The sequence below is a fragment of the Clostridiisalibacter paucivorans DSM 22131 genome (genome assembly GCF_000620125.1).
Classification (GTDB): domain Bacteria; phylum Bacillota; class Clostridia; order Tissierellales; family Clostridiisalibacteraceae; genus Clostridiisalibacter; species Clostridiisalibacter paucivorans.
Window position 1 is genome coordinate 35,736 of sequence record NZ_JHVL01000009.1, and the last position, 16,216, is coordinate 51,951.

Genomic DNA, 16,216 nt, shown 5'->3' on the forward strand with positions numbered 1-16,216 from the left:
ATGAAGAAATTTTTTGAAAAGGTATTTGGTACCTATAGTCAAAGGGAAATAAAAAGAATGGAACCAACCATAGATAAAATAGAGAGCTTAGATGAAGAAATGCAAGCATTAACAGATGAACAATTGAAGGAAAAAACTCAATATTTTAAGGAAAGATTAAAGGGTGGAGATACCCTCGATGATATATTGCCAGAGGCATTTGCAGTTGTTAGAGAGGCAGCATATAGGGTATTGGGTATGAAACACTATAGGGTACAGCTTATAGGTGGTATGGTATTGCACCAAGGAAGTATAGCTGAGATGAAAACAGGTGAAGGTAAGACATTGGTTGCAACATTACCGGTATATTTAAATGCCCTAGAAGGCAAAGGAGTACATGTCATAACAGTAAATGACTATCTAGCTCAAAGAGATAAGGAATGGATGGGTAAATTATACGAATTTTTAGGTCTTACTGTGGGATGTATAAGTCATGATATGGATAGTAGTGAGAGAAAAGATGCATATAATAGGGATATCACATATGGAACAAATAATGAATTTGGATTTGATTATCTAAGGGATAATATGGTCATATATAAAAAAGAAATGGTTCAAAGGGAGTTAAATTATGCCATTATAGATGAGGTAGATAGTATACTTATAGATGAAGCCAGAACTCCCCTTATTATATCAGGAGCAGGGGATAAATCTACCAGTCTCTATATGGCTGCAAATTCCTTTGTACAAACTCTAAAGGGAAGAAAAATTGATCCTAATGAAAAAAATGATAGATTTAGTAGAGAGATAAAAGAAGAGACTGTAGATTTTACCATAGATGAAAAGTCTAAGATAGTAAACTTAACAGAAAAGGGTATAAAAAAAGCAGAGAACTTTTTTAGTGTAGAAAATCTGGCTGACACTAAAAATATGGAGTTATCTCATCATATTAATCAGGCATTAAAGGCACATAATCTTATGTTTAGGGATAAGGATTATGTGGTTAAAGATGGAGAGGTAGTTATAGTAGATGACTTTACTGGAAGACTTATGTTTGGTAGGAGATATAGTGATGGACTACATCAAGCAATAGAAGCCAAAGAGGGGCTAGATGTAAAAAGAGAATCAAAGACATTGGCAACTATAACATTTCAAAATTACTTTAGGATGTATGAAAAGCTTTCAGGTATGACAGGTACAGCTAAAACTGAGGAAGAAGAATTTAAACATATATACGGAATGGATGTAATAGAGATACCTACTAATAAACCTGTTATAAGGGCAGATTATCCAGATACGGTATATAAAAGTGAAGAGGCTAAATTTGATGCAGTGATTGAGGAAATTAAAGAGAAACATAGCAAAGGTCAACCAGTACTTGTTGGTACCATATCTATAGAAAATTCAGAAACACTTAGTAAAATGCTTAAAAAGGCTAGGATACCCCATGAGGTATTAAATGCAAAGCATCATGAAAGGGAAGCAGATATAGTTGCACAGGCAGGACGTTTTGGAGCTGTTACTATAGCTACAAATATGGCAGGTAGAGGTACAGATATTGTGTTGGGAGGAAATCCTGAATTTATGGCTAAGTCTGAAATGAAGAAAAGAGGCTATAGTGAGCATATGATAGCATTGGCAGATAGTCATACAAGCACAGAGGATAAAGAAATAATAGATGCCAAAGATACATTAAATAAATTGGTACAGAAGTATAAAGATGATACTAAAGATGAAGAACAGAAAGTAATAGAAGCTGGTGGACTTCATATTATAGGTACTGAAAGGCATGAGTCTAGAAGGATAGATAATCAGTTAAGAGGACGTGCAGGTAGACAGGGAGATCCTGGTTCCTCTAGGTTTTTCATATCCCTTGAAGATGACTTAATGAGACTTTTCGGTAGTGAAAAAATAATGGGAATGGTAAATAGTTTGGGTATGCCAGATGACGAACCTTTGGAGCATAAATTATTGTCAAAATCTATAGAGGGTGCCCAAAGAAGAGTGGAAGGCAGAAACTTTGGCATAAGGAAACATGTTCTTCAATATGACGATGTAATGAATAAACAAAGAGAAGTAATATATGAACAGAGAAAGATGGTACTAGAAGGAGAAGATTTAAAGGCATATATTGCTTCTATGGTTGAAGATATAGTGGTCGATGCAGTTAATGTATATACAGCTGAAGCCAAATATCCTGAAGACTGGGATTTAACTGGTCTTGAAGAATATTTAGGTAATATATTCTTGCCTAAAAACAGCCTACAATTTGAAGATATAGAAGATTTGACTACTGATGATTTGAAGAACAGAATAATGGATATAGCTAAAAAACTCTATGAAGAGAAGGAAGAAGAAATAGGGCAAGAACAGATAAGGGAAATAGAAAGGGTAATTCTCCTTAGAGTTGTAGATAGTAAGTGGATGGATCATATAGATGCTATGGATCAATTGAGACAAGGTATAGGTCTTAGAGCATTAGGAAATGAAGACCCTGTTAGGGCATATCAGATGGAAGGGTTTGATATGTTTGAGGCTATGGTGCATAATATAAAAATAGACACAGTAAAGTATCTATATAATTTAAGAGCAGAAGAAAAGGTTGAAAGAAAGAAGGTAGCTAAAGTAACAGGTGCTAGTCATGGGGGAGAATCTCCTAAACAAAAGACAGTGGTAAAGGGCAGAAAAATAGGTAGAAATGAACCCTGTCCCTGTGGTAGTGGTAAAAAGTATAAGAAATGTTGTGGAAGATAAAGATTTAGTTAGTAGTTATTAGTTCGTAGTTTGAAGTAAAACTAATGTATAGGAGTTGATAGTGTGATAATTGAGCTTGATGAATTCAAATCCAATATTGAATCATTAAAAGAAACTATAAAAGAAATAGGTGTTTCACTTTGACCCAGCTAGTATTGAGTCTAAGATAAAAGATTTGGAAAAAGAAATGACGGATCCTGAATTCTGGAATGATAATGAAAGGGCACAGAAGGTAAGTCAGGATGCTAATGATTTGAAGGAAAAATTAAATCAATATAAGGGTATAGTAAGGGATAGTGATGAAATATTATTATTAATAGATATGGTACAAGAAGAAAATGACCCTTCTATGGTTTCAGATATAAAAAATAGCGTAAAAGACTTGGAAAAGAGAGTAGAGGATTTAAGGCTGAGCACCCTTTTGAAAGGGGAATATGATAAGAACAATGCTATACTTTCTATTCACTCAGGGGCAGGAGGATTAGAGGCACAGGATTGGGCGGAGATGCTTCTAAGGATGTATACAAGGTGGAGTGAAAGAAAGGGATATAAACTAGAAACTTTAGATATACTCCCCGATACAGAGGCAGGAATAAAAAGTGTGACTCTTTTGATTAAGGGAGTTAATGCCTATGGATATTTAAAATGTGAAAAAGGGGTCCATAGATTAGTGAGGATATCACCCTTTGATTCATCAGGTAGAAGACATACATCCTTTGCTTCAGTAGATGTAATGCCTGAAATCGATGATAATATAGATATTGATATAAACCCCAATGATTTAAAGGTAGATACCTACAGGGCCAGTGGAGCAGGGGGCCAGCATGTAAATAAAACTGATTCAGCGGTAAGGATAACTCATATTCCCACTGGCATAGTGGTACAGTGTCAAAATGAGAGGTCACAACATAGCAATAGGGCAACGGCAATGAAGATGCTCACATCAAAACTTATAGAATTAAAAGAGCAGGAGCAAAAAGAAAAAATTGAAGATTTACAAGGAAATTATAATCAAATTGCATGGGGGTCACAGATAAGATCCTATGTATTTCATCCATATAATTTAGTAAAAGACCATAGAACTAATGCAGAAAAAGGAAATACCACAGCAGTTATGGATGGAGATATAGATATATTTATAAATGAATATTTGAAAAAGAATAGTTAGCAGCTATTAGCTAGTAGTTAGTAGTTTATGGTGGAAGTCCTATGGATTTCAAATCATAACTTTACTAACTATTAGCTAAGGCTAAATAAAGGAGTGGAATAATGGATATTATTTCAATATTAGTAAATGAATTCAAGCTCAAGAAATTTCAAGTTGAAAATACCATAAAACTTATAGATGAAGGAAATACTATTCCCTTTATTGCTCGATATAGAAAGGAAAAGACTGGGGAATTAAGTGATGTGGTTTTAAGGGACTTAAATGACAGACTTACATATTTAAGAAATTTAGAAAGTAGAAAAGAAGAAGTAATAAGGCTTATATCGGATCAGGACAAGCTTACAGATAAACTTCAGAATGAAATAATTGAGGCAAAGACACTACAGAGAGTAGAGGATTTGTACAGGCCTTATAAACAGAAACGTAGAACTAGAGCTACTAAGGCCAAAGAAAAGGGATTAGAGCCATTGGCCAATATTATATTGAGTCAAGATGTATTGACAGGAGATATAGAGACTATTGTATCTCCATATATAGATGAAGAAAAAGAGGTTAATACTGTAGAAGATGCTTTACAGGGAGCAATGGATATAATAGCAGAAACAGTATCTGATAATGCAGATTTTAGAAAAATAATAAGAAGAAAGACATATAATGAAGGTATATTGGTGACAACTGCCACAGATAAGGAAGCTAAATCTGTATATGAGATGTACTATGATTATAGAGAACCAGTAAAGAAAGTTGCAAATCATAGGGTGTTAGCCATAAATAGAGCAGAGAAGGAAAAGGTTGTAAGGGCAAAGATAGAATCACCAGAGCATGAAATAATAGATGATTTAAAAAATAGAATGTTAAAAAATAGGGAAGCTATAACAACACCTTATTTAGAGGCGGCAGTGGAAGATGGATATAAAAGACTTATATCTCCATCTATAGAAAGAGATATAAGGAGTAGCCTTACAGAAGTAGCAGAGGATGAAGGAATAAAAATATTTGCTAAAAACTTAAAGCCCTTATTGATGCAACCACCGATGAATAATATAGTAGTTATGGGGTTTGATCCCGCATATAGAACTGGATGTAAAATAGCAGTAGTAGACGAAACAGGAAAACTATTGGACTATACTACAGTATACCCAACAGAACCTCAAAACAAGGTAGAGGAAGCAAAAAAAGAATTAAAAGACCTTATTTTAAAATATGGTGTGGACATTATAGCCATAGGCAATGGTACAGCATCACGGGAGTCTGAGAGTATAGTAGCAGATATGATAAAGGAAATCGACAAAAAGGTATATTATGTTATAGTTAGTGAAGCGGGAGCATCTGTATATTCGGCATCTAAGATAGCCAATGAAGAGTATCCTGATATAAATGTATCTATTAGAGGTGCCATATCCATAGCAAAAAGATTGCAAGATCCATTGGCTGAATTGGTAAAAATAGATCCTAAGCATGTGGGTGTAGGACAGTATCAGCATGATTTAAATCAAGGTAAATTAGATGAGGCATTGAAGGCGGTAGTAGAAGATTGTGTAAATACTGTGGGGGTAGACCTAAATACAGCATCTCCATCATTGTTACAATACGTTTCAGGTATATCTAAATCTGTAGCAAATAATATAGTTAGACATAGAGAAGAGATAGGACGATTTACCAACAGGAATCAGCTATTGGATGTGAAGCGACTAGGCAACCAGACATTTGTACAATGTGCAGGATTTTTGAGGATTTCTGGAGGAGACAATGTCTTAGATAATACATCAGTACATCCTGAATCTTATGATGTAGCTGATAAACTCATAGATAGACTTAATATAGATATAAATGATAAAAACAGTACAGCTGTAGTAGATTTATTAGTAAAAAACAAGGGGTTAGATGTACTAGCTGAAGAACTAGATGTTGGGATACCAACTTTGAATGATATTATAACAGAGCTTAAAAAGCCAGGCAGAGATCCCAGGGAAGAAATGCCAAAACCTATATTTAGAACTGATGTATTGAAGATAGAAGATTTAAAGGAAAATATGGTATTAACGGGAACTGTAAGAAATGTAGTAGACTTTGGAGCATTTGTAGATATTGGTGTAAAACAAGATGGATTGGTACATATATCCCAAATTAGTGATAGATTTATAAAACATCCTATGGAGGTCTTATCAGTGGGAGATGTTGTGAATGCAAAAATTATAGGGATAGATAAGGATAGGGGAAAGATATCTTTGAGTATAAGAGAAGTATAAAAAATGCCTGTGTAGGTGTGATCACACCTACACAGGCATTTTTTCATATTTTGATAAACTTATAGTATCTTTTTAGATACTATGATACAAAAATGATACTATAATACAAATATTATATAATATCACATAAAAGTGCGTACTTGTACAATAGAAATATATTGGTTAAAATTGTGTCAGATAATGAAAGTATACAATAAAAATTTAATTATAAAATTTAGGAGGAGAGGCAATGAACTTTGAATTAAGTAAAGAGCAAAAGTTAGTTGTTCAATCAGTTAGGGATTTTGCACAGAATGAAGTGAAACCTATAGCAGCAGAAGCTGACCAGACAGGGATTTTTCCTATGGAACAATATAAAAAAATGGGGAAAATGGGATTGATAGGTCTGCCTTATTCCACAGATTATGAAGGGGCAGGAGGAGATTATTTGTCATATATCCTTGCTGTAGAAGAGATTTCAAAGGTAGATGGCTCATTGGGCATATCATATTCAGTACAGACATCTCTTTGTATGGGAGCATTGAATGCCTTTGGTACTGAAGAACAAAAGAAAAAATATCTTCCAGATTTATGCTCTGGTAGAAAAATAGGTTCATTTGGCTTGACAGAACCAAATGCAGGAACTGATGCTTCAGGACAACAGACAATTGCAGTGAAAGATGGAGAGCATTATATATTAAACGGACAAAAATGTTTTATAACAAATAGCCCTATTGCAGATACTTTTGTAATATTTGCCATGACAGATAGAAGTAAAGGTACTAAGGGAATTTCAGCATTTATAGTGGAAAAAGAATATGATGGGATATCAATTGGAAAAATTGAAGATAAGATGGGAATCAGATCATCTCAAGTTGGTGAAGTTGTTTTAGAAGATTGTAGAGTACCAGCAGAAAACTTACTTGGTAAAGAGGGCAGAGGATTTGGTATCGCAATGAAGACCCTTGATGGGGGAAGAATAGGTGTAGCTGCTCAAGCATTGGGTATTGCTGAAGGGGCATTAGAAGAGACTATAGAATACATGAAAGAAAGAAAGCAATTTGGGAAACCACTTCATAAATTCCAATATCTATCATTTAGAATGGCGGATTTAAAGGCAAGGATAGAGCAAGCTAGATATCTAGTATATAAAGCTGCAATGGATAAAAATGATGGAAAATCATATTCAGTATCAGCAGCATTGGCTAAAATGACAGCATCAGATTGTGCTATGTATGTAACAACAAATTGTGTTCAAATGTTAGGTGGATATGGATTTATTAAAGATTATCCATTGGAAAGAATGATGAGAGATGCTAAGATAACTCAAATATATGAGGGAACTAATGAAGTTCAAAGAATGGTTATTTCAGGGGCAATGTTCAGATAGTATAAAAAACATTTAAGGAGGTAGGAGATATGAATATAGTTGTTTGTGTAAAACAAGTTCCAGATACAAATGAAGTTAAAATAGATCCAAAAAAAGGAACCCTTATAAGAGAAGGAGTTCCATCAATTATGAATCCCGATGATAAAAATGCTTTAGAAGAAGCATTGAGATTAAAGGATGAAAATGGAGCAAGGGTTACTGTAATTACTATGGGACCTCCACAGGCAGAAGCTGTATTAAGGGAAGCTATTGCCATGGGTGCAGATGATACAGTGTTAATTACAGATAGAGCATTTGCAGGAGCAGATACATTGGCTACTTCAAATGCATTGGCAGGAGCATTAAGAAAATTAGATTACGATATAATTTTTGCAGGTAGACAAGCTATAGATGGTGATACTGCACAGGTTGGACCTGGAATAGCGGAACATTTAGGCATTGCTCAAGTAACCTATGTTGAAGAAGTAAAAGTTGAAGGAGATTTTCTAAAAGTAAGAAGGGCATTGGAAGATGGTTATGAGATGTTAGAAGTGAAAACACCATGCTTACTCACAGCTATAGATACATTAAATGAACCAAGGTATATGAATATGGGAGAGATATTTAATACATTTGAAAAAGAAGTAAAGGTATGGAATGCAGATGATATAGATGTGGACAAGTCAGTTTTAGGATTGAAGGGATCGCCAACTAAAGTAAAAAGATCATGGCCTAAAGAGACAAAGGGAAAAGGAGAAATAGTTGAATTGCCAACAAAAGAGGCAGCGGCATTGGCTCTTTCAAAACTAAAGGAAAAACACTATATTTAATAGAATAGGAGGGAAACGGAATGAATATATCAGAGTATAAAGGTGTTTGGGTATTTGCGGAACAAAGGGATGGAGAATTACAAAAGGTAGCATTGGAATTATTAGGAAATGGAAGGAATATAGCTGACAAATTAGGAGTGGAATTGACAGCGGTTTTATTGGGAGATAAAGTTGATGATCTTGCAAAGGAATTATTAGCATATGGAGCAGATAATGTGATATATGTAGAAGACGAGAAATTAGCTCACTATACTACAGATGGTTACACGAAGGCTATATGTGAATTAGTTAATGAAAGAAAGCCAGAGGCCATGTTTATAGGCGCAACATTTGTTGGAAGGGATTTAGGACCAAGATTGGCAGCAAGACTTTCAACAGGATTAACAGCAGATTGTACAGCATTAGATGTGGAGGAAGAGACAGGTCACTTAATGATGACAAGACCAGCATTTGGTGGGAACTTAATGGCTACTATCATGTGTACAGAACATAGACCTCAAATGTCCACTGTAAGACCTGGAGTTTTCACCAAGTTACAGAGAGATGAATCTAGGATAGATGATAATAAAATAGAAAAAGTATCTTCTAAGTTGACAGAAGATGATTTAAAGGTAAAAATACTGGAAGTTATAAAGGAATCTAAAGACTTAGTAGACATAAGTGAAGCTCAAATAATAGTAGCTGGTGGTAGAGGCGTAGGTAGTAAAGAAAACTTTAAAATATTAGAAGATCTTGCAGATGCAATGGGTGGAACAGTAGCAGGTTCAAGGGCAGCTATAGATAATGGTTGGATAGATCATGAATTACAAGTAGGACAAACAGGAAAGACTGTGAGACCAGTGGTATATATTGCATGTGGTATTTCAGGAGCAATTCAACATTTAGCTGGTATGCAGGATAGTGACTATATAATAGCTATTAATAAAGATTCAGGGGCATCTATCATGTCTGTTGCAGATGTTGGATTAGTTGGAGACTTAAATAAAATAGTTCCAGAAATGACAGCTCAATTTAAAGATAATTATGTAGAGTAATAATATAGATCCCATTTATTATATTTTAAAATATATACAATATGCGAAAAATAGAGACGGCATGCCGTCTCTATTTTTATTTCTATGATTAGACGATTAAAATATGTGCCAATAAATTTGTTTAGCTATATTTTAGGTTGAAATGGAGGAATTTTATAGAAAAAATAGAATAATAAACTATGGAGAATTTGTAGTGCTTACGTTTCTTAAGGGGTGAGACATAATGGATAATAATTGCATTTGTAATGATTTAGTACAAAATACATCCACATATAAAAAGGGTATATATTGTGGTATAATAAGTACCGACTCTAACAGTAAAAATTTATATTTCCTTAAAGAGTTTTGTAAAAATGTTTTTGATAATAATGGATGCATGATATTTGAGTATACAAAAATTGAATCCTTAGAGACTTTAGAAAAGTTTCTTAAATCTATTGGTTATCAGATTGATATATTAATAGAACAAAAGCATATAATACCTATATTTGTAGAAGATAATTTTATAAATAATGACAATATAGTAGTTAAAGATATAATTAATATATACAGAAATATCATTAAGGATTTAAAATCTAAAGGAAAAGAAAATATAGTATTGTTTTGTGTAAGAGAAGGCATATATAGAAAGTATTTATATAATAGTGAAATATATGAATTACATAGAAGTTTGTTAGATTTAACTATAGATGAAGGAATAATGGCTTTCATAAAATATAATGTACATGGATTTATAAAAGAGATATTTTTAGACTTGTTTTATCTTCACAATGTATTTATATTGGGGGATGATTATAAAATATATACCTATGGAGAAGAAGACTTTGAGAAGATAGAGATATTATTGAAATATATAGTAAAAATACATAATACTAATGAAGAAATGATAAAAGAAAGGGAGAAGAATCTAAAAGTTGAGAAATTAAAGATGTTGGGAGAACTAGCAGGGGGTATAACCCATGACTTTAATAATATATTGACATCTATATTGGGATTTTCTCAATTAGGGCTAAAGAAAACAACAGATATTAAAGCTAGAAGATATCTAGACTTAATATATAAGTCATCATTGGATGGAAAAGATATGGTAAAAAAAATACAGACATTGACTATAAAAAAGGGAGAGAGAATAAAAAAGAAGGCTAATTTAAATAAATTGGTTAAAACCGCTATAGATATTTGCAAACCACGATGGAAGAATGACTTTGAAAGAAGACATATAGATTTTAAAGTAATTACAGATTTAAAGTCTAAAAATGCTATTATTTGTGTAGAACATGAAATAAGGGAAGTCATATTAAATATAGTATTGAATGCTATTGATGCTATGGAAAAAGGGGGCAAATTATTTATAAATACTTATGATAGCGGCTGTAAAACGTATTTAGAGATAAAGGATACTGGTATAGGAATGAGAAAGGAACTTATAGATAAGATATTTGAGCCTTTTTACAGTACTAAAGAATGTAAAGGTTCTGGTTTAGGGCTTAGCATAGTTAAGAAAATAATAGATGAGCACAATGGAGATATAGCGGTTAAAAGCACTCCAGGTTATGGAACTGAGTTCATCATATCCTTTGATTCTTTTAGTGACGATATAGTATGTGAAAGTGAACCAATACAAAAATATGGTGAGAAAAGCTTTCGAATATCTAAAGTTTTAGTATTAGATGATAAAAAGTATGTAGCTAAATCCATATCAGAATTATTGGAATCACTGGGAGTAGAAACAGATATAGAAATTGACAGTAGTAATATTAACAGTATAATAAAAGAGAAGGATTATGATGCTATATTTTGTGATTTGGCTATGCCTAATTTCAATGGAATTGAAGTGTCTAAGATTGTAAAAAAACATAATCCCAATACTAAGGTTGTTCTAATGACAGGGTGGACAGGAGAAATAGAAGATAGTGAAATAAAAGAAATAGATTATATTCTAGGAAAGCCTTGTACTTTAGAGGATATTAGTTATGCTTTAGAGAAAGTGACTATGGAGGGTTTAGTTGCTAGTTTATAGATAATATTTCATGAAAATTTCTATGAGCAAATAAAAGGAGATGATTTTGTGATAGTAATTAAGGGTGGAAATATACTAACAATGGCTGGAGATATTATTGAAAATGGTAGTATATTAATTGAAAATGGAAAGATTAAAGAAGTGGGAAAGAATATAGTAGCACCGTTGGATGCAGAGATAATTGATGCAGATGGAAAATTAGTATTCCCAGGATTTATTGATGCCCATTGTCATATAGGGTTATTTGAAGACGGCATAGGATTTGAAGGAGAAGATGGTAATGAAAGGGTAGAACCAGTAACTCCCCATTTACGGGCAATAGATGGCATAAACCCTATGGATGTAACATTTAAAGAGGCATATGAAGGAGGAGTAACTTGTGTAGCTACAGGTCCTGGCAGTGCAAATGTTATAGGAGGAGAATTTGCTGTAATAAAGACATATGGAAATAGAGTAGACGACATGTTGGTTAAAGCCCCTGTGGCTATGAAAATTGCCTTTGGAGAAAATCCTAAGAGGGTATATAATGAACAAAAAAAATCTCCAGTTACTAGAATGGCAACCGCTGGGATATTAAGAGAAACTTTATTTAAAGCTAAACTTTATATGGAAAAACAGCAGATGGCAGAGGGAGATATAAGTAAGATGCCAGAATATGATATAAAAATGGAATCTATGGCAAAGGTATTGAGGAAGGAAATACCTCTAAAGGCCCATGCCCATAGAGCAGATGACATACTTACAGCCATAAGGATAGCTAAAGAATTTGATGTGGACATAACATTGGACCATTGTACTGAAGGACATTTAATAGTAGATCATTTGATAAAGGAACAAAAGCCTGCTATAATTGGTCCTAGTCTAACCGATAGAAGCAAATATGAGTTGAGAAATTTAACATTTGAAACTCCAGGAATATTACAGAAAGCAGGAATGAAGATAGCTATTATGACTGATTCACCCGTTATTCCCCAATATTATTTGCCGTTATGTGCAGGATTAGCTGTGAAATCAGGCATGGACGAAATGGAAGCTTTAAAGGCAATAACAATAAATCCAGCAGAAATTTTAGGCATTGATGATAGAGTAGGAAGTATTGAAGTTGGAAAAGATGCTGATATAGTAATAACTGAAGGACATCCGCTAAAAGATGTAAACTTTAAAGTTGTAAAGACTATAATAAACGGTAATGTTGTATTAAATAATAATTGATAAAAGGATAACAAAAATATTTAAAAATTATTGACATATGTCATATTATATGCAATAATAAAGGTGTAAAATAATAAAATATGAAGCCTAATCTTCAGGGCAGGGTTGAATTCCCGACCGGCGGTTAAAGCCCGCGAACTCTTAAAGGAGTTGACTTGGTGTAAGTCCAAGGCCGACAGTATAGTCTGGATGGAAGAAGGTTAGTATAGTGCTGGTTTCTAATGCCAGTTTATATACGATATGAGCCCTTGAAGAAGTTTCTTCAAGGGTTTTTTGATATATACTAACTCTGAAGGTTTCAGGCACGAATGGAGGTATATATTATGTTAACATTAAGAGAAAAATTGACCACAAGAATGCTCACAAAAACAGCAGTTTTATCAGTAATAGCTTTTTTAGTTATGTATATAGAAGTACCCCTTTGGTTTGCACCACCGTTTTTAAAAATAGATTTAAGTGATATACCAGCACTTATAGGTGCATTTGCATTGGGCCCAATGGCTGGAGTTGTAATAGAGATGTTAAAGAATATATTGCATATGGCTATAAAGGGAACAGTAACTATGGGGGTTGGAGAACTGGCAAACTTTGTAGTAGGCAGTGCCTTTGTATATACAGCTGCTTTGGTATATTATAGAAAGAAAAGTTTTAAAACAGCAATTATTGGAATGATTTTAGGGACTTTAGTAATGACAGGAATTGCAGCAATAGCAAACTATTATGTACTTATTCCTTTTTATGCTAAGCTATTTGGAGCTCCTATAGAGGCGTATGTAGAAATGGGAGCAGCTGTTAATAAATTTGTAGCAGATTTTAAGACATTTATACTATTTGTAATAATACCTTTTAACCTATTTAAAGGTGTTATGATGTCTGTAATAACAATACCACTATATAAGAAGATATCACATATACTTCATAGATAAATGCCATAAAGGGTGCATTATAGACTGTTGAGAGACATAAAATTATGATAAAGATATAAAAAAGTTAGTAGCTGATGGTAGAAATCCTGTGGATTTCATCATTAAACTACTAACTTTTTTTACAAAATTAGTGACTGTTTTTATGCCTTTGTTATTATTCTGAAATGCCCTAAGGGGCGTTTTTTATATGAAAAGATATCATTAATTGTAAATTTTAGTACAAAATAATATAATAGTTAAGTAGTAATCCGTATTGTAGAAAGGAAGAATAATATGATTAATATAATTAGTGATAGTGTAGATAAAACAGAGAATTTGGGATATGAATTGGGTAAGTCTTTGAGTAGAGGAGATGTGGTATGTCTTATGGGAGATCTAGGCGCAGGTAAAACTACTATTACTCAGAGTATTTGTAGAGGATTAGAAGTAGATGATTATGTAACCAGTCCCACATTTACTATAGTTAATGAATATATAGGTAGATGGGATGTATATCATTTTGATGTATATAGGATAGAAGATGAAGAAGAGATGTATGATATAGGGTATGATGAGTATATATATGGAGATGGAGTTAGTATAATAGAATGGGCAGATAAGATTAGAGATATACTACCTAAAGAGAGGATAGAGATAAATATAGAGAGAATATCGGATAATAAAAGAAAAATAATTATAAATCCTATAGGTGAAAAATATGAAAAGATGATTGAGAATATTTTAAATAATAATTAAAAGGATGAGGAGGAACACAAATGAAGATTTTTGCCATAGATACATCTAGTATAGTAGCTACATGTGCTGTAATGGATGATGAAAAATTGATAGGGGAGTATACAATTAATCATAAAAGAACACATTCTCAAAAGTTAATGCCTATGATAAAGGAGCTTATGGAGAGTTGTGAGCTTAAGATTGATGATATAGATGTATTTGCTGCATCGGTAGGTCCTGGATCATTTACAGGACTTAGAATAGGCATAGCTACAATAAAGGCATTGGCCCATACTGTCGATAAGCCTGTGGTTGGAGTTCCAACTATCGATGCATTGGCATATAATATTCCCTATTTTGATGGACTTATTGTACCTATAATGGATGCTAGAAGAAATAGGGTATATACAGGCATTTATCATTGGGAAAGGAACAAATTTATAATAGATAAAAATCAAGATGTATTAGAAATAGATGAGTTGATAGATATACTCAAAAAGAGAAAAGAATTTATAATACTAAGTGGAGATGCAGTACATATTTATAGAGATAAAATAATTGAAGTATTAGGTCAAAAAGTAATTTTTGCACCTAAACATTTAAATATGCCAAGGTCTTCTTCAGTGGCAGAATTGGCTATGGAAAAATATAGACAAGGAGAGTATCAAAGTTTTTATGATCTTGTGCCAGAATATCTGAGAAAATCTCAAGCGGAAAGAGAATATGATAAAAAGAATTCTTTAGGTGAGTGTAATGGATAATGTAGTAGTAAGAAATATGACTTTAGCAGATATTGATCAGGTATTAGAAATAGAAAAAGAGTGTTTTTCTATTCCGTGGTCTAAGGAATCCTTTATAACTGAGGTTGAAAAAAATATATTGGCTGAATATATTGTAGTAGAAATAGCAAATAAAGTAGTAGGATATGGTGGGATATGGTTGATAATGGACGAAGGTCATATAACTAATATAGGAGTGTCTAAGTCTCATAGGGGATATAGAGTAGGTAGTATAATCCTTGAGAAGATAATAGATATATGCAAAGAAAAGGGCATACCTAGAATTACATTGGAAGTAAGGGAACATAATTATGTGGCACAAGGATTATATGAAAAATATGATTTTAAGGTTTTTGGTATAAGGCCTAATTATTACTCTGATAATAATGAAAATGCACTTATAATGTGGAAAAACATAGAGAAATAAATGACATTAATGCCCAAATTTGAAACAATCCTGGGATTATGATATAATATATATATGGAAAAAAATTGAAAACAAGGAGTGTGATGCATGGAAACAACATTAGAAGAAGTAGCGTCGTTACCAAAAAAAATATTAGGGAATTTAGATGGTGTAGGAAATTTAAATGTATATGCTGTTCAAGACTTCAATCTCAAACTGTTAAATAGGATTGTAAATTTTGGATTAGATATCTTTGGAGAAGCTGGCATGGATGAATGGGGACTGGTGCCACAAATAAGCCACGGCAATGTATTTATAATTAAAGAGGAGAATGAAAAATATATTGGTGGATTGGCCATATTCATGAGAGATTGGGAAGAAAAAGACAAATGCTATCTGTATGATTTAGCTATAAGAGAAGAATTTCAGGGAAATAGCTTAGGATATCATTTTTTGAAGATAATATGCGAAGAACTGAAAGAACATGGATTTGAATATATAACACTGACTGTAGATGTGGACAATGATCCAGCCATAAGGCTTTACAGAGACAAATTAGGTTTTGAGATAGTTGCTGAAAAGGAAGATTATTATGGTAAAGACGAACACAGGTATATAATGGAACTTGACATAAATAAAGTTTTAAATTCATAGCATAAAGAGTAGTGGGATATCCCACTACTCTTTATGTTTTGGTGTATATATAAAATATAATTGAATTATCAGAAATTTATGATATAATAAGTACATGATATGTTCATATGTTTAAACATAATAAAATGTACTTTGGAGGAATA

At 32.9% G+C, this 16,216-nt stretch carries 13 protein-coding genes and 1 riboswitch; all 13 genes read left to right on the plus strand.

The genetic code is table 11. The features are described from left to right. Window positions 1-2,733, plus strand: coding sequence for a preprotein translocase subunit SecA (secA, locus tag Q326_RS0105540; protein WP_026894464.1), 2,733 nt, complete (start codon window positions 1-3; stop codon window positions 2,731-2,733). Between the two features lie 66 nt (window positions 2,734-2,799). After that, window positions 2,800-3,901 (plus strand): peptide chain release factor 2 gene (prfB, locus tag Q326_RS0105550; protein ID WP_156936255.1). Its coding sequence is split into 2 segments (ribosomal slippage): window positions 2,800-2,874 and window positions 2,876-3,901, totalling 1,101 coding nucleotides; the frame shifts between segments, so codons are not numbered across the junction. A gap of 101 nt (window positions 3,902-4,002) precedes the next feature. Continuing rightward, window positions 4,003-6,150: a Tex family protein gene (locus Q326_RS0105555; protein ID WP_205687646.1), complete on the plus strand. Its 2,148-nt coding sequence runs from the start codon at window positions 4,003-4,005 to the stop codon at window positions 6,148-6,150. Window positions 6,151-6,379: 229 nt separating this feature from the next. Continuing rightward, the gene (locus Q326_RS0105560) at window positions 6,380-7,519 is read left to right on the plus strand and encodes an acyl-CoA dehydrogenase (protein ID WP_026894467.1); all 1,140 of its coding nucleotides are present in this window, start codon (window positions 6,380-6,382) and stop codon (window positions 7,517-7,519) included. Window positions 7,520-7,548: 29 nt separating this feature from the next. Next, window positions 7,549-8,328 carry an electron transfer flavoprotein subunit beta/FixA family protein gene (locus tag Q326_RS0105565; RefSeq protein WP_026894468.1) on the plus strand — a complete coding sequence of 260 codons (780 nt, stop codon included), beginning with the start codon at window positions 7,549-7,551 and terminating at the stop codon, window positions 8,326-8,328. A 20-nt stretch (window positions 8,329-8,348) separates the two neighbouring features. After that, entirely contained in the window at window positions 8,349-9,362 is a 1,014-nt protein-coding gene (locus Q326_RS0105570) for an electron transfer flavoprotein subunit alpha/FixB family protein (RefSeq protein WP_026894469.1), read from the plus strand. A gap of 223 nt (window positions 9,363-9,585) precedes the next feature. Further along, a complete protein-coding gene (locus Q326_RS0105575; RefSeq protein WP_026894470.1) occupies window positions 9,586-11,382 on the plus strand; it encodes a hybrid sensor histidine kinase/response regulator in 1,797 nt (598 codons plus the stop codon). A gap of 48 nt (window positions 11,383-11,430) precedes the next feature. Continuing rightward, window positions 11,431-12,594, plus strand: coding sequence for an amidohydrolase (locus Q326_RS0105580; protein WP_026894471.1), 1,164 nt, complete (start codon window positions 11,431-11,433; stop codon window positions 12,592-12,594). 86 nt (window positions 12,595-12,680) lie between these two features. Then, window positions 12,681-12,799: riboswitch (FMN riboswitch) on the plus strand. A 118-nt stretch (window positions 12,800-12,917) separates the two neighbouring features. After that, a complete protein-coding gene (locus Q326_RS0105585) occupies window positions 12,918-13,520 on the plus strand; it encodes an ECF transporter S component (RefSeq protein ID WP_026894472.1) in 603 nt (200 codons plus the stop codon). Window positions 13,521-13,793: 273 nt separating this feature from the next. After that, window positions 13,794-14,255: a tRNA (adenosine(37)-N6)-threonylcarbamoyltransferase complex ATPase subunit type 1 TsaE gene (tsaE, locus tag Q326_RS0105590; RefSeq protein WP_026894473.1), complete on the plus strand. Its 462-nt coding sequence runs from the start codon at window positions 13,794-13,796 to the stop codon at window positions 14,253-14,255. Between the two features lie 20 nt (window positions 14,256-14,275). Beyond that, a complete protein-coding gene (tsaB, locus tag Q326_RS0105595; RefSeq protein WP_026894474.1) occupies window positions 14,276-14,995 on the plus strand; it encodes a tRNA (adenosine(37)-N6)-threonylcarbamoyltransferase complex dimerization subunit type 1 TsaB in 720 nt (239 codons plus the stop codon). Continuing rightward, the gene (gene rimI / locus Q326_RS0105600; protein ID WP_026894475.1) at window positions 14,988-15,440 is read left to right on the plus strand and encodes a ribosomal protein S18-alanine N-acetyltransferase; all 453 of its coding nucleotides are present in this window, start codon (window positions 14,988-14,990) and stop codon (window positions 15,438-15,440) included. The genes tsaB and rimI overlap by 8 nt, the downstream gene beginning before the upstream one ends. 87 nt (window positions 15,441-15,527) lie before the next feature. Then, window positions 15,528-16,073: a GNAT family N-acetyltransferase gene (locus tag Q326_RS0105605; RefSeq protein ID WP_026894476.1), complete on the plus strand. Its 546-nt coding sequence runs from the start codon at window positions 15,528-15,530 to the stop codon at window positions 16,071-16,073. Window positions 16,074-16,216 lie beyond the last annotated feature (143 nt).